This window comes from Massilia phyllostachyos, assembly GCF_021044825.1.
Classification (GTDB): domain Bacteria; phylum Pseudomonadota; class Gammaproteobacteria; order Burkholderiales; family Burkholderiaceae_D; genus Telluria; species Telluria phyllostachyos.
In genome coordinates, this window is record NZ_JAJNOC010000001.1 from 1,260,268 (window position 1) to 1,277,432 (window position 17,165).

The window sequence follows — 17,165 nt, forward strand, 5'->3', positions numbered from 1 at the left end:
TTTCTTGTAGTTTCGCACACCTGTGCTAAAGTGGATCCATGAACACCACGACCAAAAGCGAAGCCACCTACGCGACCATCCTGGAAGCCGCCTACGACATGGCGGCCGCCGAGGGTGTCGGCAAGGTGTCGCTGGGCGAGCTGGCCAAGCGCACCGGCATCAGCAAGAGCGGCGTGTTCTCGCGCGTCGGCTCGCTGGAATCCCTGCAGTCGGCGGTGCTGGACGAATACGACCGGCGCTTCGCCGAAGACGTGTTCCAGCCGTCGCTGGCGGCGCCGCGCGGCCTGCCGCGCCTGACGATGCAGGTCGAGCTGTGGCTGAGGAAGATCGGCAACGAGACCGCGCGCGGCGGCTGCCTGTACACGGCGGGCGCCTTCGAGTTCGACGACGTGCCGGGGCTGCTGCGCGACCGCATCGAGGAGGGCGTCAACCGCTGGCGCGCATCGTTGCGCAAGACGGTGCTGCAGGCGATGGAGGCCGGCCACCTGCGGCCGGATACCGAGCCCGGGCAGCTGGTGTTCGAGATCTACAGCCTGGCGATCGGGGTCATGCACGACGCGCGCTTCCTGCGCGCCGACGCCACGCCGCGGCGGGCGCAGCGGGCCTTCAACCGCCTGATCTCGACCTACAAGAGTTTCGGCGACCTGTAGCGGGGCGCCGCGGTGGACGGGTGCGCCCGCCCCCTTTTTTGGATTGATTTCGCACAGGTGTGCGAAATCTTGTGAGCAAGGAGAACATGATGTCTGCGCTTTGGTTGTTGTCGCTTCCCGTGGCCGGCTTCGTCTGGCATCTCGCCGCGTCGATCCTGCGCCTGTGCCCGGGCTGCAACGAGGATTTCGTGTTCTTCTGAACCTGCCTTCACACCAGCCACGGCTGGCGGCGCAGGGCTTCGGCGAGGTAGCTCACCATCGATTCGATCTTGGCCGACACCGCCGACTGGCGGTAGTACACCGCGTGGATCGGCCGGCTGGCCGGGATGGTCAGCTCGGCCAGCACCTGCACCAGGCGGCCCGCCTCGAGGTCGGCCCAGGTGTGGAAGTCCGAGAAATTCGAGATTCCCATGCCCTGCAGGGCGAGCTGGCACAGGGTCTCGCCGCTGGACGACTTCAGGGTCGGCTCGATCCGCACCCGCTTGCCTTCGGGGTCGAGCAGGGGCCAGACGTTCAGGCTGTCCGGCTCGCTGAAGCCCAGCAGTTCGTGGCGCATCAGGTCCGCCACATCCTTCGGCGTGCCGTGCCGTTGCAGGTAGGCGGGGCTGGCGACCAGGCGCAGCCGGGCGTGGCCCAGCAGGCGGCTGTGCAGGGTCGAGTCCTTCAGTTCGCCGATCCGCACCGCCAGGTCGACGCGCCGCTCGAGCAGGTCGATGAAACCTTCGTTGCTGCTGAGGGTAAGCGTGACGTTCGGGTGGCGCGCGCGGTATTCCGGAATGAGCGGCACCAGCGCATGCAGCATGAAGGGCGTGGCGGCATCGATGCGCAACTGGCCCGAGAGCTGGCCGCGGCGCTCCACCAGCCGGTCCTCGGCCGCCTGCACGGCATGCAGGATCCCGCGCGCATCGGGCACGAAGGCGCTGCCCTCGTCGGTGAGGTCGAGGCGGCGCGTGGTCCGGCGCAGCAGCGGCGTGGCCAGCTTTTCTTCCAGGCGGCCGAGCAGGCGGCTCACGGTCGATACCGGCTGGCCGAGGCGCTCGGCGGCGGCCGTCATCGAGCCCGTGTCGACGATTGCCAGGAATACCACGAGTTCTTCCAGCTCGATCTTCATTTTCTCGGAATCCGCAAAAGTATTTCTCGGATTATCTACTTTATCTGGAAAATGATGTCCGCGATAATGCTCGGCCTGTTACACGAAAGCCGAGCCCATGCACGCATCTTCCACATCCAACGATTCATCTTCTTCGTCGTCTTCCAATGGCGCCGGCCTGGCCCTGGTGGCGCTGGCCGTCGGCGCCTTCGGCATCGGCACCACCGAATTCGGCCCGATGGGCATGCTGCCCACGATCGCCGGCGGCGTTGGGGTTTCGATCCCGGCGGCCGGCATGCTGGTGTCGGCCTACGCCATCGGCGTGATGGCGGGCGCGCCCATCATGAGCCTGCTGCTGGCGCGCTGGCCGCGGCGGCGCGCCCTGATCGCCCTGATGGCCATCTTCGCGCTCGGGAACATCCTGTCGGCCCTCGCCCCGGAATACGCCAGCCTGATGGCGGCGCGCGTGGTGACCAGCCTGGCGCACGGCGCCTTCTTCGGCATCGGCTCGGTGGTGGCGGCCAGCGTGGTGCCGCGCGAGCGGCAGGCCAGCGCGGTGGCGATGATGTTCCTGGGCCTGACGATCGCCAACATCGGCGGCGTGCCGGCCGCGACCTGGGTCAGCGAGCACCTGGGCTGGCGCCAGTCCTTCGCCGCGATCGGCGTGCTGGGCGTGGTCGCGATGGGGGCCTTGCTGATGTTCCTGCCGGCGGGCAGCCGCGGCGAGGCGCCCGACGTGCGGCGCGAACTGAAGGTCTTGAGCCGTCCCGTGGTGCTGCAGGCGCTGTTGACCACGGTGCTGTCCTCGGCCGCCATGTTCGCCCTCTACACCTACATCAATCCGGTGCTGCAGACCTTCACGAACGCATCGCCCGTCTTCATCACCACCATGCTGGCGCTGGTCGGCATCGGCTTCACGGTCGGGAACACGATCGGCGGCAAGATGGCGGACCGCTCGGTCGACCGCACCATCCTGTTCTTCCTGCTGGTGGAAGCCGCGACGATGATCGCCTTCCCGTGGCTGGCCGCGACCAAGGCGGGAGCGGCGATCGGCCTGTTCGTCTGGGCGGCAGCGGCATTCGCCCTGGTGCCGCCGGTGCAGATGCGCGTGATGCGCGCCGCCAGCGAGGCGCCGGGGATGGCGTCGTCGGTCAATATCGGCGCCTTCAACCTGGGCAATGCGATCGGCGCGGCACTCGGGGCGGCGATCCTGAATGCGGGGATGGCGTATCCGGCGGTGCTGTTCGGCGGCGCGGCGATGAGCGTGCTGGCCTTCCTGCTGGTCGCCTGGGCGGCGAACAACAAGCCGGCGGCGGTGGCGCCTAGCGCAGCAGCCTGAGTCCCGGCGGCAGGGCGTCGCCCAGCATGCGGGTCTCGACCGCCTGGTCGAGTTCCACGACCTCGCGCACCATCGCGGGCCAGGCGGGCGGGGCGCCGCTGGCGGACAGGCGCTTCAAGACCTCGTCGCGCACCGCTTGCTTGACGTCGCGCGAGCGGTCGCCGGTCATGCGGGCGATGTGGGCGGCGGCGAAGCCGGCCGGTTCGATCTTCTTCCAGTCCAGCTGCAGGAGCTGGTTCAGCCAGCCTTCCGCCGATGCGGCGGGCGCCACCTCGTGCGCGGCGCCGTGGAAGGACTGGCGCGCTCCCACGCGGCCCAGCGCCCACAGGTAGCGCGCATAGCGGGCGCTCGCGCGCGCATCGATCTTCGGGCCCGTCGGCATCTCCATGATCTGTTCGATCAGCCAGTCGCCGATCTCGGCCTTGTAGGCGGACGGAATGCGCTCGAGCGAAGCGCCGACGCGCAGCATGTCGTCCTCGCTGCCGTCGACCAGGGTGACCGGGCGGCGGCCGCGTTCCGATTCGTCGGCCTGCAGGTTGAAGGCGAAGTCGTCGAGCAGGCGCAGTTGGGCATCAAGCGACAGGCCGCCGGCCACGCGCCGCCACAGGGTCCACCATTCGGCGCGCGCCTGGCTGTCCTTGTGGTACTGCACGCCGGTCTCGAACATGGCCCACAGCTGCTCCATGCGCCATTCGTCGAGCGGGTGGCCGAAGCCGGGACGCAGGCAGTAGCCGGCCAGGTTCAGCCACACGCGTTCGTGTTCGCTCGACCTGCGGCGGCCCCTGGCGCGCGCGAGGAGGGCGTCGAACAGGCGGCGCAGCAGCGGCGTGGTCCAGCGCTCGCGCGCGCCGAGCAGGTGTTCCAGGTTGGCGCGCAGCTGGCGCACCTCGCGCGGGTCGACCTGCTGCGAGCGGTTGCCGAAGATGCGGTCGATGCGGGCGATGGCATCGTCCAGCGCCATCGGCAGCGCGACCTCGTCCTCCGCTGCTTCCGCTTCGCCGCGCAACTGGAATTCGAGGCGCCAGCGCTGCGCCGGATCGTCCTCGGCGACGCAGAAGATTTCCAGCGTGCCGACTTCGGACAGCGCCGTCGCCAGCTGCACCGGGATGTCCGTCGTGCGCGAGCTGCGCAGCACGGTGGAGATGGCCGGCAGGCGCACGATGTCGGCGGCGGGCAGGTCGAACAGCTCGCCCGCCTGCGGCAGCGCGCCGCCCGGGTCGCTGTTCGACGAGACCAGGTGGAAGCGCACCGGCCGCCCGAGGCGCAGGGCGAAGCTGCGTTCCGTCAGGCGCACTTCCTCGCCGGCCGGCGCGCCGCGCGGCAGCAGACAGACCGCACGCACCGTGTCGCCGGACTGCTCCGCATCGAGCAGCAGGTAGTAGTTGCGCGCCGAGCCGCTTTCGATGCTCGGCGCCTGTCCAGCACGCGCCAGCGAATAGGCGACGCCGCCGCGCGCGACGGCCACGTCCGGATCCTCGTTGTGCAGCACCGTGACCGGCGCGCCGCGCCAGTGCGACAGCACGCTTGCCAGGCGCTCGGCCAGCGCCGCGCCGCGGAACACGCCGCCGTTGAGCAGCAGGGTGTCGGGCACGCCCTGCGCATGCTGGGCGAGGAAGGCGGCCAGGTGGCGCGTGATCGCGGGGTCGCTCGCATAGGGCAGGCCGAATTCGACGATGCCGGCGCGCGCGCGTTTCGGGCTTTCCTGCGCTTCGTTCAGGGGGAAGAAGCCGTCCAGCACGATGCGTTGCACATCCTCGCGCGTGATGGTGGCCGAACGGCTGGCGCCGATCAGGCGCGAACCCGCGCCGAGCAGGGTGACGCTGACCTGGTCCGGCGCGTCGGGCGCCAGCAGTTGTTCCTTGGCGGCGCGGCAGCGTTCCATCAACTGGGCCAGGCGGGCGGCGCTTAAACGTTCCGGGTTCCCCAGGCGCGATTCGGCCAGGTGCGCCAGCGCCAGGTCCATATTGTCGCCGCCGAGGATCAGGTGGTTGCCGACGCCGATGCGGGTCAGCGTCGGCTGGCCGTCCTGGCCCACTTCCACTTTCACGAGACTGAAGTCGGTGGTGCCGCCGCCGACGTCGGCCACCAGCACCAGCTTTGTTTCAGCAAGATCTTGCGCCAGGGTTGCGCGATGACGGTACAGCCAGTCGTAGAGCGCGGCCTGCGGCTCTTCCAGCAGGCGCAGCTCCGGCAGGCCGGCCATGCGCGCGGCTTCCAGCGTCAGCGCACGGGCGCCTTCGTCGAAGGAAGCAGGGACGGTGAGGACGATCTGCTGTTTCGCCAGCGGAGACTTCGGGAAGCGCTTGTCCCAGGCCGCGCGCAGGTGCGCGAGATAGCTGGCGCTGGCCGCGACCGGCGAGACCTTGGCCACATCCGCGTCTTCGGCGCCCCAGGGCAGGATGGGCGCCATGCGGTCGACGCCCGCATGCGAGAGCCAGCTCTTGGCGCTGGCGACCAGCCGTCCCGGCGTCTGCGCGCCGAGCACGCGCGCCAGGCGGCCGACGGCGACGCGCTCGACGCCGGCGGGATCATGGAACACCCACGGCAACTGGAGTTCACCGGCCGCGAGTTCGTTATCAAGCGGGTGATAGCGCATCGACGGCAGCAGCGGGCTGCCGGCCACTTCGCCCGGCGCCACCAGCTGTTCGATGGCCAGCAAGTCGACCTGCGCCTGGGTCTGCGCTTTTCCTTGCGCAGCATAAGCGAGCACCGTATTGGTGGTGCCCAGGTCGATGCTGACGAGGTACTTCACTGCTGGCGGACGTCGAACTCGATCTTCCAGCGCTGGCCGTCCCGCGCGACGGCCGCCAGTTCCAGCGTGCCGGCATCCGTGGCGAGCGCATGCAGCTTGACCTGCACCACGTCGCCGGCCACGCGGCCCTCCGCCGGCAGGGTCGCCTGGATCTCGCCCAGTTCCTGCAGCTCGTCCGGACCCCAGAACTCCAGCACCTCGCCGATGCGGTCCTGGCGGCGCGTGGTCGAGCCGAAGAAGCGGAAGTTCACGGGCTCGCCGATGACCAGGCCGAACTCCTGGCCCGGCAGTTCGAGCTCGCTGCCTTCTTCCATCCCGAACGGCGCCACGCACAGTGCCTCGATCGGCGGCTCCATCCCGGGAATCGCCGGCATCGACGATTCCACGCCGACGTAGTAGGACCGCGCCGTGCCGCCGCGGATGCGCACGCCGCCGCCACGGCGGGCGTAGCTGAAGTAGGCCGCGCCGCGCGCGACCGCGAGGTCGAGGTCCGCGCCTTCGAGCATGCGCGCCGGTTCCGCGCCTTCCATGTAGAGCCAGTCGTTGATGGTGTCCATCACGCGCTTGGCCAGGATGCTTGATTTGAACACGCCGCCGTTGAACAGCACCGCGCTCGGGTGCAGGAAGGTGTGGTCCGCATTGACTGCGCCGCCGAAGCCTTCCAGCTCCGCGGTGGCGCCGGCCTGGCGCGCCAGGAACGCCGCCAGGTGCTTCGTGATCGCGGCGTCCTGCGCATATGGCAGGCCGACCTGGGTCAGGCCGGCGCGGGTACGCACGGCGGGACGCGCCGTCGCTTCCACGCGCGGGAAGAAGCCGTCGGTGATGAATGCCGTGACTTCGTCGCGCGTGAGTTCGGTGCGGATCGAGCCGCCGATGAGTTTCGAGCCGCGGCTCGGGACCACGATCGGCCACACGGTGGCATTCGCGTCGGCCAGCAGGTGTTCCTTGGCGCTGCGGCAGCCGTAGGTCAGGGCGCGCATCTGCCAGGAATCCAGCTGGGTGCCGGTGGCCTGGAGTTTGCGTGCAACGAAGTGGGCCAGCGCCAGGTCCATATTGTCGCCGCCCAGCAGGATGTGGTCGCCCACGGCCACGCGGTGCGGCTCCAGCTTGCCGTCACGCTCGAGGATCGCGATCAGCGAAAAGTCGCTGGTGCCGCCGCCGACGTCCACGACCAGCACGATGTCGCCGGCCTTGACCTGCTTGCGCCAGGCGCCTTTCGAACCCTGGATCCAGCTGTACAGCGCCGCCTGCGGCTCTTCCAGCAGGGTCGGCGCAAAGCCTGCGTTACGCGCCGCTTCCGCGGTGAGTTCGCGCGCACCCGGGTCGAACGACGCCGGAATCGTGACGGTGACCTGCTGCTGGTCGAACGGCGCGTCCGGATGCGCCGCGTTCCAGGCCTGGCGCAGGTGGTCGAGGTAGCGGGTCGAGGCTTCCAGCGGCGAGACGCGCGCGACTTCGTCCGGCGCGTCGTGCGGCAGGATGGCGGCGCGGCGATCCACGCTCGGGTGGCTCAGCCAGCTCTTGGCCGAGGACACCAGGCGGATCGGCGTGGTGGCGCCGCGGCTGCGGGCCATCTCGCCGGCGATCTTGCTTTCACCGTTCGGGTTCCATGGCAGGCCGAGTTCTCCCGGCGCCAGTTCGTCCGGGTGCGGCAGGTAAAGGAAGGAGGGCAGCAGCGGCAGCGCCTCGACGGTGCCCGGCGCGGTCAGCTGCGGGACCGGCAGGACGCCGTCGACGGTCTTCTCGCCGTCGCTGGACTGCAGGTTGACATAGGACAGGGCGCTGTGCGTGGTGCCCAGGTCGATGCCGATGGCGTAGCGTGCGTTGTCAGGACCGCTCACAGTTCCACCTCCGCCGGGGCCAGCACGCGCGCGTCGTGCTTCTCGGCCAGCTGCGGCAGCGTGACCTTGCTCGCGCGCCAGCCACGGTGCGACAGCGTGCCCTTGAACGGCGCCTGGCCGACCACGTTGCCGGTCAGGCGCACGCTGGCGGCGTCGAAGCCTTCTTCCAGCGTCAGGCGCGACCCTTCGGCCTCGGCGCGCACCGGCTCGATGGTGAAGTGCTCGCGCAGTACGCGCGCGCAGCCTTCGTGCACGACGCGGGCGGCGGCGCCGATGTCGGCATCCGAATAGGCGGCCAGGTTTTCCTGGGTGAAGTCGATCAGGCGCGCTTCGCGCTGGAAAAGGCTCAGCAGTTGCAGGGCCGATTCGGCGCTCGGGGCACGCAGGACCGGGGCGGCCGGCACAGGAGCCGGGGCCGGGGTTGGCGCAGGCGCCGGTGCGGCGACCGGGCCAACCCCGTCATCGCGCACACGCGCGGCGAACTCGGCGTCGCCGAGCGACTTGAAGAAGGCGCCAAAGGCGATCGAAAGCCGGCTGAAGAAGCCGGGCAGCTGGGCTGGAGTGTTCATTCTTGATGTTCTGCAGGGGTAAGGGACGGGCGCGCTGTCGGACAGCGTCGGGAGCCAAGGTCCGGAAAACGCGCATGATACCAGTTCAGCCACACTGGCCGCACGCGCCACCTTTGTTCGCGGACAGACCGTACGTTTGATTAGTTAGCCGAAAGACCGCCACCCCGGCAAAGGCCGGGTCCAATTTTGCATGCGTACCGACTGCTCAACAAAATTAAGCGCCGGCCTGCGCCGGTGCAACGGTCTTGCGGCTAACGAGACGCCATCTCCCGCATCTTCCGGCGAATCTCCTTTTCGCGCCGCGCCTCCACCAGCCAGTCCTCGCGCAGCCCGCGCCACAGCGCAATCACCATCAGCACGATCACCAGCGCGAACGGCAGCGCAAACAGGATGGTCGCGGTCTGCACCGCGTCGATGCCGCCCGCCAGCAGCAGGCTGATGGCGATGCCGGCGATCAGCACGCCCCACACCAGCTTGGTGCGGGTCGGCGGGTTCGGGTCGCCGCCGCGGCTCATCATGCCGAGCACCAGCACGGCCGAGTCGCCCGAGGTCACGAAGAACACCACCACCAGCAGGGTCGCGACCACCGACATGATTCTCCCGAAGGGCATGGCATCGAACAGCGCGAACAGCGCGGTGGCGACGTCGCCCTTGACCGCTTCGGACAGCGGCACGTGCTGCCAGATTTCCATGTAGAGCGCAGTGCCCCCGAAGATCGAGAACCAGACGAAGGCAGCCAGCGAGGGCGCCAGCACGGTGCCGACGATGAATTCGCGGATGGTGCGCCCGCGCGAGACGCGCGCGATGAACAGGCCGACGAACGGCGACCACGAGATCCACCAGGCCCAGTAGAAGATGGTCCAGTTGGCCACCCAGCTGCTGTCGCGGAAGGGCGTGGCGCGCAGGCTCATGCGGAACAGTTCGCTGGCATAGCTGCCCAGGGTATTCGTGAAGGTGTCGATGATCGCCACCGTCGGCCCGAGCAGAAACACGACCAGCGCGAGCAGGGCCGCCACCATCATGTTCAGGTTGGACAGCAGCTTGACGCCTTTTTCCACACCCGAGACTGCCGACGCGATGAACATGGCGGCGGTCACGATGATGATCGCCACCTGCGAGGTGGGGCTGATGTCCAGGCCGAACACGGCGTTCAGGCCGCTGTTGATCTGCAGCGCGCCGACCCCGAGCGAGGCGGCGACACCGAAGGCGGTGGCGACCACTGCCAGGCCGTTGAACAGTCCCGACATCGTGCGCACCGGACGCCAGGGGAGCGATTCGGTGACGGTGCTGATCAGGGAATTGCCGCCGCGGCGGTACTGGAAGAAGGCGATCGCCAGCGCCACCACGCTGTACACGGCCCAGGGGTGGATGCCCCAGTGGAAGAACACATAGCGCATCGCGGCATTCGCCGCTTCCGGCGTGCCGCCGGTGATGCCGGGCGGCGGCGTGACGTAGTGCGAGACCGGCTCGGCCACGCCCCAGAACACCAGGCCGATGCCCATGCCGGCAGCGAACAGCATGGCGAACCAGCTGCCGATGCTGAATTCGGGTTCGTCATCCTCGCCGCCCAGGCGCAGTTGCCCGTAGCGGCTGAAGGCGACGTAGGCCGCGAACAGCACCAGGCCGAGCACCACCCAGAGATAGAACCAGCCGAAGTTGCGGGTGAGGGCGGCGAGCATGGTGTCGAATACGCCGGCCATATTGGTCGGGGCGATGATGCCCCATAAAACGATCAGAAAAATGAAGCCCGCAGAGCAGAGCATTTGCATGGCGCCTCCTTGTTCAGTGCATGCGGCGCCATCCGGGGTGCAGGCGCGGCGGGGCGCGCGGTCGGAAACCGGGATGGCTGGTTGGGTGGGCATGGTTGATGCCGCGGCGGCACGGCGCTCCGGTGTCGGTCAGCGGGCGTGCCGTTTTATGGATGAGCCCATGATTCGGGCGAGCGGAATTGCAGGCTGGCAGGGGCCAGTCGGGCTGTATTGTAGCCGAAGCAATAGATTTGCACAAATGCAGGTGTGGTATCTGCGCAGCATCTTGTTTTTAAAGCCTCTGTGAAGTGGCGGTGCTGATAGTTCTGTTCCATAGGGAAACTAAAGGATTTCCCTGAGATAGTCACTTCGTGAATGGCGACTATCATGGATCGCAATTTGATTTCTATCTTGAAGCGTCCATACTGGAGGTATCCAAAAATTTTCTTGAAGAGAACATCATGCCTACCTCCCTGCCGGTTTCCGCCAACGTCGCCAGTCTCGCATTCGCTTACATCGCGCGCCTGTTCCGCAAGGCGCCGGCACGCAAGACCGACGGCGTCGATCTCCGGGCCCTGTACAACATGAGCCGCGGCCGCGATTCGGTGTCGCCCGCCGTGCTGCGCGAACTGGCGAAGAACGCCGCCTGATCCGCCTCCGCCCCGATCGAAACGCCCTGCCTCGAGCAGGGCGTTTGTTTTTCTGTCAAAGGGATGTTGCGCCGGTTCCCGCTGCGGTTATGCTTACACGGGAAGCTGACAACCTTTGTGGAGGCGACGATGCTGGCACATGCGGATGCGATTGCAACAGTGGGCGTGCGCGATATCGAGGCGGCGCGCGAGTTCTACGGCAATGTCCTGGGACTGCTGGAAGAGGAAAGCGATCAGGAACAGGGTGGGGTGCTGATCTTCAGGAGCGGCAATTCCCGGGTCCAGGTCTACCGTTCGGACTATGCGGGCAGCAACCAGGCCACCGCCATCACCTGGGACCTTGGCGAGCGCATCGTGGAAATCGTCGATGCCCTGAAGGCCAAGGGCGCCACCTTCGAGCGCTACGACGTTCCCGGCATGCGCCTGGAAGGCGAACTCTACGTGTCGGACGGATTCAAGGTGACGTGGCTGAAAGACCCGGATGGCAATATCCTGAGCCTCTACGGTCGTTAACGACCGCGGTTGCGAAGCGGTAGGGTGGGCGGTCCTCCGCCCACGCGTTCAACTCACGGATGCACAGTAACAGCGCATGGTGTAGTTGAACGCATGGGCAAAGGATTGCCCACCCTAGGGTTTTCCAGGCATTAAGGCGCCATCGGGATGACCTCGTCGTCTGGCCCCGGCTCACACGCCGCGCCGAGCGGCTCCCAACCGCGCCGCACGACGATGCGGCCGTTGGCGTGGCACAGCTCGACCCGCTTCGTCTGCGGCGCCTGTTGACGCACGAAAGTTTCGATCGCGTCCGGCACGCTGACGCGCAGGGCCAGCGCATGCGTATCTTCCAGCGGATGGTCATTCAGGTGCACCAGCGGCACGAACTGCCCGGCGAACATCAGCCAGTGCGAGGGAATTTTTACCGGCCCTGCCGTATAACCCTGTTCGCGCAGCCATTGCTGGGCGTGTTCCCGCGCGTGGTCGCCCGTATCGAGCCGGCCCCAGGCGCTGGCGATCAGCTCGGCGACCCAGCCGTTGCAGTTCTGGTAGCGGGTGCCGAAGGCATAGGCGTTGGCGCTGTACTGGCCGGCCAGCAGCGACAGGGCCAGGCGCTTGTCGAGCGCGGCCTGCTCCAGCGGCGCCGCCGCTTTGTCCGGCGGAAACAGCAGGGCGATGTGGCCGCGCGACGGCTCGTCGGCGCCCAGCGCGAAACCCGAGATGCCCTGGTCGAACAGTTGGGGACGCGATTCTTCGCAGGCGTAATACAGCTGGCGCACGGCCCAGCGGCCGCCGGGATTGTCGCGCAGGGCGATGCCGGCGTGGGAGTAGAGCAGGCCGAAGCGGCTCAGGTCGAGGCCGGCGCGGGCAATCACGGCGACGCGCGCTCCGGACCGGTTCAACTCGTCCTTGACGGCGCCGGCAAAGCGCAGCACCCGGTCCTGTTCGGTGGCCGAAAGTTCGGTCGAGCGTTCGCAGAAGGTGGGCAGGCCTGCCCATGCGCCCGCGCTCGCCGTCAGGAGCAGCGCGGCCAGCGCGGCGCGGAAGAACATTCTTTAGATCGTGACCTTGCGCGAGCCCAGTTCGCGATACCAGTCGTCCTGCAGCGCCAGGAAGAAGGAACGCCTGGTGTCCGCATGCGCGAATTCGTAACCGTAGGCGCGTTCGCTGACCTGCACCAGTTCGCCGGCGGCAACCGGACGCGCGGCCAGGGCGCGGTTCGGCACGTCAAGATGGAACTCGCGCACGGCGCCGGGCGTCGTGGCGCGCAGGGTCATGCGGGTGGCGTCCTGCTTTGTCGGCGCCTTGGCGACGTCGATCACGCGGTATTCGCCTGCGGCCACGCGCTTCTCGTCGCCCGAGTTGCTGGAGCTGCCGACCGAGTCGGAAATGCTGTCGGAGATGCTGGCCGAGGAAGCCGAGCCGGCGCTCGACGCCGAGGACGTGAAGCTGTCGGCCTGGACCGGCGCGACGGCGGCGGCCGCGAAGGCGGCAAGACCAAGTGCGCGCAGGATGGTGCTGAAGTTCATGAGTGTCTTTCTTGCTTATGCTAAACAGGAACCATGTTACAAGCGTGGGCAAGGGTTGAGAAGGCGGCAAGGGGAAGATTTGTGTAAGGTTCTGTAATCCGGCAACATCCAGCATCATTGAATGAACTTCCTGGAGATATGCATGTCCGACGACGCCGTCCTCGCTTCCTGGTCCCGCAACGCCGATCCCTGGGTGACGGCGGTGCGCGAGGACGAGATCGCTTCCCGCGTGCTGGTTACGAACGCCGCCATCGTCGACACGATCCGGGCCCGGCAGCCGCGCACGGCGGTCGACCTCGGCTGCGGCGAAGGCTGGCTGGTGCGCGCCCTGCCGGAAGTGCGCATGGTGGGCGTCGACGCCATCCCCGGGCTGGTCGAAGCGGCCCGGCTGGCCGGCGGCGGCGAGTTCCGGCAGCTGTCGTATGAACGGATCGCGGCCGGCGAGCTCGAGCTGGCGGTCGACCTGGCGGTGTGCAATTTCTCCCTGATCGGCAAGGACGCCGTCGACGGCCTGTTCCGCGCCGCGCCGACCTACCTGCGCCGGGGCGGCGCCCTGGTGGTGCAGACCGTCCATCCGATGGCGTCCTGTGGCGATGCCGCCTATGCGGATGGCTGGCGCAGCGGCAGCTGGGCCGGCTTCAATAGCGGCTTTGCCGATGCGCCGCCGTGGTATTTCCGTACGATATCGAGCTGGATCGCCCTGTTCACGGACCACGGCCTGCGCCTGGTGGAAATGCGCGAGCCGGTGCATCCGGACACCGGCAAGCCGGTCTCCCTCATCCTGGTCGGCACGCTGGACTGAAAACAGACAGTCAGGGCGGTGACCGCGCGTTGTGCACGCTAACGCACAGACTGTCGCATTCGGACAGTGCATTCTCGTGACATTGCATTTTTGTTATGAGAATTCAGGCGCACTGTCCACCATGTTTCCTATTTTTGAGATTCTGCTGGTCCTGATCGTCGCTGCAACCCTGCTGCCGCTGTCAAGCTGCACGAAGTGGTGGATTCGCGACCTGGATTTCCCGCGCCTGCAGTTGGCCATCTTTTCCCTGGCCGTGCTGGTGGCGCAATGCATCTTCCTCGACTGGAGCGACCACCTGTTCCACCTGCTGCTGGTGGTAAACGTCGCCTGTCTGGCGTATCAAGCCTGGTGGATCATTCCGTACACCAAGGTCTTCTCGCATGAAGTAAAAGTCTCGGCCGGCGCCTCGCCCGACCGGCAAATCCGCATCCTGACGGCGAACGTGTATACGCCGAACCGCAATGTGGATGGCCTGATCGCCCTGATCCGCGAGCACCAGCCCCATATCTTCGTCACCCTGGAAACGGATTCCTGGTGGCAGGAGCGGCTGGACGTGCTCGACGCCGACTACCCGTATTCGATCAAGTGCCCGCTCGACAACCTGTACGGCATGCACGTGTACTCGCGCCTGCCGTTGGAAGATAGCGAAATCCAGTTCCTGGTGGAAGACGACATCCCTTCCATGCATACCCTGGTGACCCTGAAGAGCGGCCACCGGGTGCGCATGCACTTCCTGCACCCGACGCCGCCCAGCCCGACCGAGCACGAGGAATCGACCCAGCGCGACGCCGAACTGCTGGTGGTGGCCAAGAGCGTGGCCGAGATCGACACCCCGGTGATCGTCGCCGGCGACCTGAACGACGTCGCGTGGTCGACCACGACCCGGCTGTTCCGCAAGATTTCCGGCCTGCTCGACCCGCGCATCGGGCGCGGCATGTTCAATACCTTCCACGCGGGCTTCTGGTTCGCGCGCTGGCCGCTGGACCACCTGTTCCACAGCGAGCATTTCACCCTGTCCTTCATCCGGCGCCTGCCGTCCTTCGGCTCCGACCATTTCCCGATGCTGGTCGAGCTCACCTACGACCGCGCCAACGGCATGGAGCAAGAAGGACTGGAGGCCGACGAGGAAGACCACGCGCTGGCGGACGAGAAGATCGCGGCCGAGCCGGTGGAGGTCGACGATGTACACGAGCCGGAGCCGCAAGGCGTGCCGGCAAGAGGAATTTCTACTTGAATAGGAGCAAGAAAATGAGTATGCGCAGCCTGTTGTCTTCCGTCCTGATCGGCGCCGTTGCCAGCTGCAGGTCCATGACCCCCATGGCCACCATCGCGACCGCGCGCCTGGCGCATCGCAAGACCCCGGGTGACCTCTACCTGCTGGACCGCCCGATGTTCAAATATGGCGCGCTGGCCATGGGCGTCGGTGAACTGGCCGGCGACAAGATGAAATCGGCGCCGGACCGCACGGTCGCCCTCGGCTTGATCGCGCGCGTGATGAGCGCCGGGATCGCCGGCGCCGCCCTGGCGCCGAAGGGCCGCGAAAAGGCCGGCGCCGCCGCCGCCATCGCGACCGCCGTGCCGATGGCCTACCTGACCCTGGCCGGCCGCAAGCAGGCGATGGCGAAGATGGGGCAGACCAAGAGCGGCCTGATCGAGGATGCCTTCGTGATGGCGGCAGGCGCGGCGATCGTGGCGCTGTCGACGCAGCCGAAGCCGTCGCTGCTGAAGCACGCTTGAATCGCTGTTGTAGGGTGGGCGGCGAAACCGCCTTTCATGGCCCGGTCACCCTACGAGCGCGGCAGTTCGCAGGATTTCAGTCCGGCGGCGTTCCCGCCCCCGTCACCAGCGCCTGCGCATACACCCTGAAATCATCCAGCCCGCGCTTGATGATGGTCACCAGCGCCGGCAGCGGCGCTTCCTGGTAATCCCACTCCGCGCGGCAGAACTCGCCGGTGCGCTTGAGGTCTTCCGCGAGAAGCGCCTCGATCCAGCCGTGCTCGGCCAGCAGGGTGATGACTTCGCGCTCGTCGTGCGGCAGGCCGAGCCGGGCGTTGCCGACCACGTAGTCGCCCATCTCGATCGCCGCTTCCCAGGCGCGGATGACGTTGAGGGTGGCCGCATCCTGGCGCGTGAGGTCGCTCACGAACGTGGTCGGGTCCTTTTCGTATTCTTCGCGGGCGCGCCGGCAGCAGCGTTCGATGGTGCCGGCCTTGCTTACCAGGATGTCGTCGTCCATCGCGCTTCCCTTTCAGGTCTTACAGGAGGAACAGTGCCGCCGCCACAGAGGTCGGCCCCAGCGCTCCCAGGAACAGCCCGCCCATGCCGATCGAGCCGTCGTCGAAACCGTCGCGCAGCAGGGCGGCGCCGGCCGGGTTGGGGGCGTTGGCGATCACGGTCAGGCCGCCGCCGCCGACCGCGCCGGCCACCAGCATGTACTTGGCATGGTCGGACAAGCCCTCGATCAGCGAACCGAGATAGGTCAGGGCCGCATTATCGGTGATTGCCGTGAGGCCCAGCGCGCCGAAGAACAGGGCGGTCGGCTCCAGGTTCGAGACAAGCGGCTGCAGCCACCATTGCTGCATCCCGCCCAGCACCACCAGGCCGGCCAGGAAGAAGCCGACCAGCAAGCCTTCCTTCAGGATCAGGGGCGACTGTTGTTTGGGGTAGGCCTGGGTATAGCCGAGGAAGAGCAGGAACAGGCCGATGAACAGCACCGGGTGGTGCGCCAGCAGGACCACGCCCGCGAGCAGGGCCAGGTGCACGCTGGAGACCAGCAGCGGCATCCTGACGTCCTCGACCACTTCGCTTGGCGTCAGGTGCCGGCGCAGCATCAGGGTGATGACGGTCGCGTTGAAGACCACCGCTAGCGCGGCGCGCCAGCCGAAGGTCGAGGCCATGAAGGCGCTGTCCCAGCCCCAGGCGCCGGCCACCATCAGCACCGGCGGCGCGGCGTAGGAGGTAAGGGTGCCGCCGATCGAAACGTTGACGAACAGGACGCCGAGGGCGCCGTACTTCATCCATTCAGGGATGCCGGGACGGAACACCTGGGGCGCCAGCATCAGGGCCGCCAGGGTCATCGCGGCCGGTTCGGTGATGAGTGAGCCGGACAGCGGCACCAGGGCCAGGCCGAGCCAGCACAGCGCCACCTCGGTGCGCACCGGCGCCACTTTCGCCAGCAGGGCCAGCAAGTCGCGCACCGCGTCCAGCACCGGACGCGAGGCGGCGATCACCATCACCACGAACACGAACAGCGGTTCGGTGTACTGGCGCGTTTCGACGTAGCCGATCGCGTCCTGTCCGCCGGCGAGCAGGGCCATGACGAGCACCAGCACGAAGGCCCAGAAGCCGAACACGACTTCAACTTCGCCCAGCAGGTGGAACAGGCCGGCATGGCGCGGATGGCGCTTGGCTAGCGAGTGAAACAGCTTGGTGGAAAAGGTATGGATGAGGGCGATGGCGAACAGGATGGCGCCGGCGAGCTGGATGGTGGTCACGGATGGACTCCGTGGCGTGCGGGAGACAGTTTTTTCATTGCTTTGATGCTAATGGATAAGCCTCCATTATTTCACGTTTCTTGCGTCGTTCCGGGCTTTTCGGACTGTGCCGCACCTTTAACTTCTGTCAATACCAATCATTTGACTGGTATGGCCTGTTTGAATACATCTTGCCAAATCCGGGCTCAGCGAGTACTGTATGTTTATAC

General features: G+C 67.2%; 16 protein-coding genes. 7 read left to right on the plus strand and 9 right to left on the minus strand.

Going from position 1 to position 17,165, the window contains the following annotated elements:
• Positions 1 to 38 precede the first annotated feature (38 nt).
• A complete protein-coding gene (locus LQ564_RS05480) occupies positions 39 to 650 on the plus strand; it encodes a TetR/AcrR family transcriptional regulator (RefSeq protein ID WP_231057060.1) in 612 nt (203 codons plus the stop codon).
• 208 nt (positions 651 to 858) lie between these two features.
• Here the strand turns inward: LQ564_RS05480 and LQ564_RS05485 are convergent, their stop codons facing one another.
• Positions 859 to 1,761, minus strand: coding sequence for a LysR family transcriptional regulator (locus LQ564_RS05485; protein ID WP_231057061.1), 903 nt, complete (start codon positions 1,759 to 1,761; stop codon positions 859 to 861).
• Positions 1,762 to 1,858: 97 nt separating this feature from the next.
• On the opposite strand from LQ564_RS05485, the gene LQ564_RS05490 reads away from it, so the two are divergent.
• Complete coding sequence (locus LQ564_RS05490) at positions 1,859 to 3,079, plus strand: MFS transporter (protein WP_231057062.1); 1,221 nt, start codon at positions 1,859 to 1,861, stop codon at positions 3,077 to 3,079.
• Here LQ564_RS05490 and LQ564_RS05495 read toward each other — a convergent pair.
• From LQ564_RS05495 to LQ564_RS05510, 4 genes are all read right to left on the minus strand, one after another.
• Entirely contained in the window at positions 3,063 to 5,831 is a 2,769-nt protein-coding gene (locus tag LQ564_RS05495) for an Hsp70 family protein (protein ID WP_231057063.1), read from the minus strand. The genes LQ564_RS05490 and LQ564_RS05495 overlap by 17 nt on opposite strands.
• The gene (locus LQ564_RS05500; RefSeq protein ID WP_231057064.1) at positions 5,828 to 7,672 is read right to left on the minus strand and encodes an Hsp70 family protein; all 1,845 of its coding nucleotides are present in this window, start codon (positions 7,670 to 7,672) and stop codon (positions 5,828 to 5,830) included. The genes LQ564_RS05495 and LQ564_RS05500 overlap by 4 nt, the downstream gene beginning before the upstream one ends.
• Complete coding sequence (locus LQ564_RS05505; protein WP_231057065.1) at positions 7,669 to 8,241, minus strand: DUF2760 domain-containing protein; 573 nt, start codon at positions 8,239 to 8,241, stop codon at positions 7,669 to 7,671. The genes LQ564_RS05500 and LQ564_RS05505 overlap by 4 nt, the downstream gene beginning before the upstream one ends.
• 251 nt (positions 8,242 to 8,492) lie before the next feature.
• The gene (locus LQ564_RS05510; protein WP_231057066.1) at positions 8,493 to 10,010 is read right to left on the minus strand and encodes a BCCT family transporter; all 1,518 of its coding nucleotides are present in this window, start codon (positions 10,008 to 10,010) and stop codon (positions 8,493 to 8,495) included.
• 440 nt (positions 10,011 to 10,450) lie between these two features.
• On the opposite strand from LQ564_RS05510, the gene LQ564_RS05515 reads away from it, so the two are divergent.
• Together LQ564_RS05515 and LQ564_RS05520 are read left to right on the plus strand one after the other, a co-directional pair.
• Positions 10,451 to 10,639 carry a hypothetical protein gene (locus LQ564_RS05515; RefSeq protein WP_231057067.1) on the plus strand — a complete coding sequence of 63 codons (189 nt, stop codon included), beginning with the start codon at positions 10,451 to 10,453 and terminating at the stop codon, positions 10,637 to 10,639.
• A gap of 129 nt (positions 10,640 to 10,768) precedes the next feature.
• Positions 10,769 to 11,152, plus strand: a complete 384-nt coding sequence (locus tag LQ564_RS05520; RefSeq protein WP_231057068.1) for a VOC family protein — start codon at positions 10,769 to 10,771, stop codon at positions 11,150 to 11,152.
• Between the two features lie 131 nt (positions 11,153 to 11,283).
• On the opposite strand, the gene LQ564_RS05525 is transcribed toward LQ564_RS05520, so the two are convergent.
• Both LQ564_RS05525 and LQ564_RS05530 read right to left on the minus strand, forming a co-directional pair.
• On the minus strand, positions 11,284 to 12,183 hold the full coding sequence (locus LQ564_RS05525; RefSeq protein WP_231057069.1) for a DUF2145 domain-containing protein: 900 nt from the start codon (positions 12,181 to 12,183) through the stop codon (positions 11,284 to 11,286).
• A 3-nt stretch (positions 12,184 to 12,186) separates the two neighbouring features.
• Positions 12,187 to 12,660 (minus strand): hypothetical protein, encoded by a 474-nt coding sequence (locus LQ564_RS05530; RefSeq protein WP_231057070.1) that lies wholly within the window; start codon positions 12,658 to 12,660, stop codon positions 12,187 to 12,189.
• A gap of 142 nt (positions 12,661 to 12,802) precedes the next feature.
• On the opposite strand from LQ564_RS05530, the gene LQ564_RS05535 reads away from it, so the two are divergent.
• The 3 genes from LQ564_RS05535 (at position 12,803) to LQ564_RS05545 (ending at position 15,199) form a co-directional block, all read left to right on the plus strand.
• Positions 12,803 to 13,462, plus strand: coding sequence for a methyltransferase domain-containing protein (locus tag LQ564_RS05535; RefSeq protein WP_231057071.1), 660 nt, complete (start codon positions 12,803 to 12,805; stop codon positions 13,460 to 13,462).
• A 121-nt stretch (positions 13,463 to 13,583) separates the two neighbouring features.
• Positions 13,584 to 14,696, plus strand: a complete 1,113-nt coding sequence (locus tag LQ564_RS05540; RefSeq protein WP_231057072.1) for an endonuclease/exonuclease/phosphatase family protein — start codon at positions 13,584 to 13,586, stop codon at positions 14,694 to 14,696.
• A 14-nt stretch (positions 14,697 to 14,710) separates the two neighbouring features.
• A complete protein-coding gene (locus LQ564_RS05545) occupies positions 14,711 to 15,199 on the plus strand; it encodes a hypothetical protein (protein ID WP_231057073.1) in 489 nt (162 codons plus the stop codon).
• Between the two features lie 76 nt (positions 15,200 to 15,275).
• On the opposite strand, the gene hepT is transcribed toward LQ564_RS05545, so the two are convergent.
• Both hepT and LQ564_RS05555 read right to left on the minus strand, forming a co-directional pair.
• On the minus strand, positions 15,276 to 15,698 hold the full coding sequence (hepT, locus tag LQ564_RS05550) for a type VII toxin-antitoxin system HepT family RNase toxin (protein ID WP_231057074.1): 423 nt from the start codon (positions 15,696 to 15,698) through the stop codon (positions 15,276 to 15,278).
• Between the two features lie 19 nt (positions 15,699 to 15,717).
• On the minus strand, positions 15,718 to 16,956 hold the full coding sequence (locus tag LQ564_RS05555) for a putative Na+/H+ antiporter (RefSeq protein ID WP_231057075.1): 1,239 nt from the start codon (positions 16,954 to 16,956) through the stop codon (positions 15,718 to 15,720).
• Positions 16,957 to 17,165: the final 209 nt, after the last annotated feature.

Excerpts from the sequence above, each read along its gene's own strand:
- LQ564_RS05485 (WP_231057061.1), bottom strand. The coding sequence starts at position 1,761 with ATGAAGATCGAGCTGGAAGAACTCGTGGTATTCCTGGCAATCGTCGAC.
- LQ564_RS05490 (WP_231057062.1), top strand. The coding sequence starts at position 1,859 with ATGCACGCATCTTCCACATCCAACGATTCATCTTCTTCGTCGTCTTCC.
- LQ564_RS05545 (WP_231057073.1), top strand. The coding sequence starts at position 14,711 with ATGAGTATGCGCAGCCTGTTGTCTTCCGTCCTGATCGGCGCCGTTGCC.
- LQ564_RS05510 (WP_231057066.1), bottom strand. The coding sequence starts at position 10,010 with ATGCAAATGCTCTGCTCTGCGGGCTTCATTTTTCTGATCGTTTTATGG.
- LQ564_RS05520 (WP_231057068.1), top strand. The coding sequence starts at position 10,769 with ATGCTGGCACATGCGGATGCGATTGCAACAGTGGGCGTGCGCGATATC.
- LQ564_RS05480 (WP_231057060.1), top strand. The coding sequence starts at position 39 with ATGAACACCACGACCAAAAGCGAAGCCACCTACGCGACCATCCTGGAA.
- LQ564_RS05540 (WP_231057072.1), top strand. The coding sequence starts at position 13,584 with ATGTTTCCTATTTTTGAGATTCTGCTGGTCCTGATCGTCGCTGCAACC.
- LQ564_RS05515 (WP_231057067.1), top strand. The coding sequence starts at position 10,451 with ATGCCTACCTCCCTGCCGGTTTCCGCCAACGTCGCCAGTCTCGCATTC.
- LQ564_RS05535 (WP_231057071.1), top strand. The coding sequence starts at position 12,803 with ATGTCCGACGACGCCGTCCTCGCTTCCTGGTCCCGCAACGCCGATCCC.
- LQ564_RS05505 (WP_231057065.1), bottom strand. The coding sequence starts at position 8,241 with ATGAACACTCCAGCCCAGCTGCCCGGCTTCTTCAGCCGGCTTTCGATC.
- LQ564_RS05530 (WP_231057070.1), bottom strand. The coding sequence starts at position 12,660 with ATGAACTTCAGCACCATCCTGCGCGCACTTGGTCTTGCCGCCTTCGCG.
- LQ564_RS05525 (WP_231057069.1), bottom strand. The coding sequence starts at position 12,183 with ATGTTCTTCCGCGCCGCGCTGGCCGCGCTGCTCCTGACGGCGAGCGCG.
- hepT (WP_231057074.1), bottom strand. The coding sequence starts at position 15,698 with ATGGACGACGACATCCTGGTAAGCAAGGCCGGCACCATCGAACGCTGC.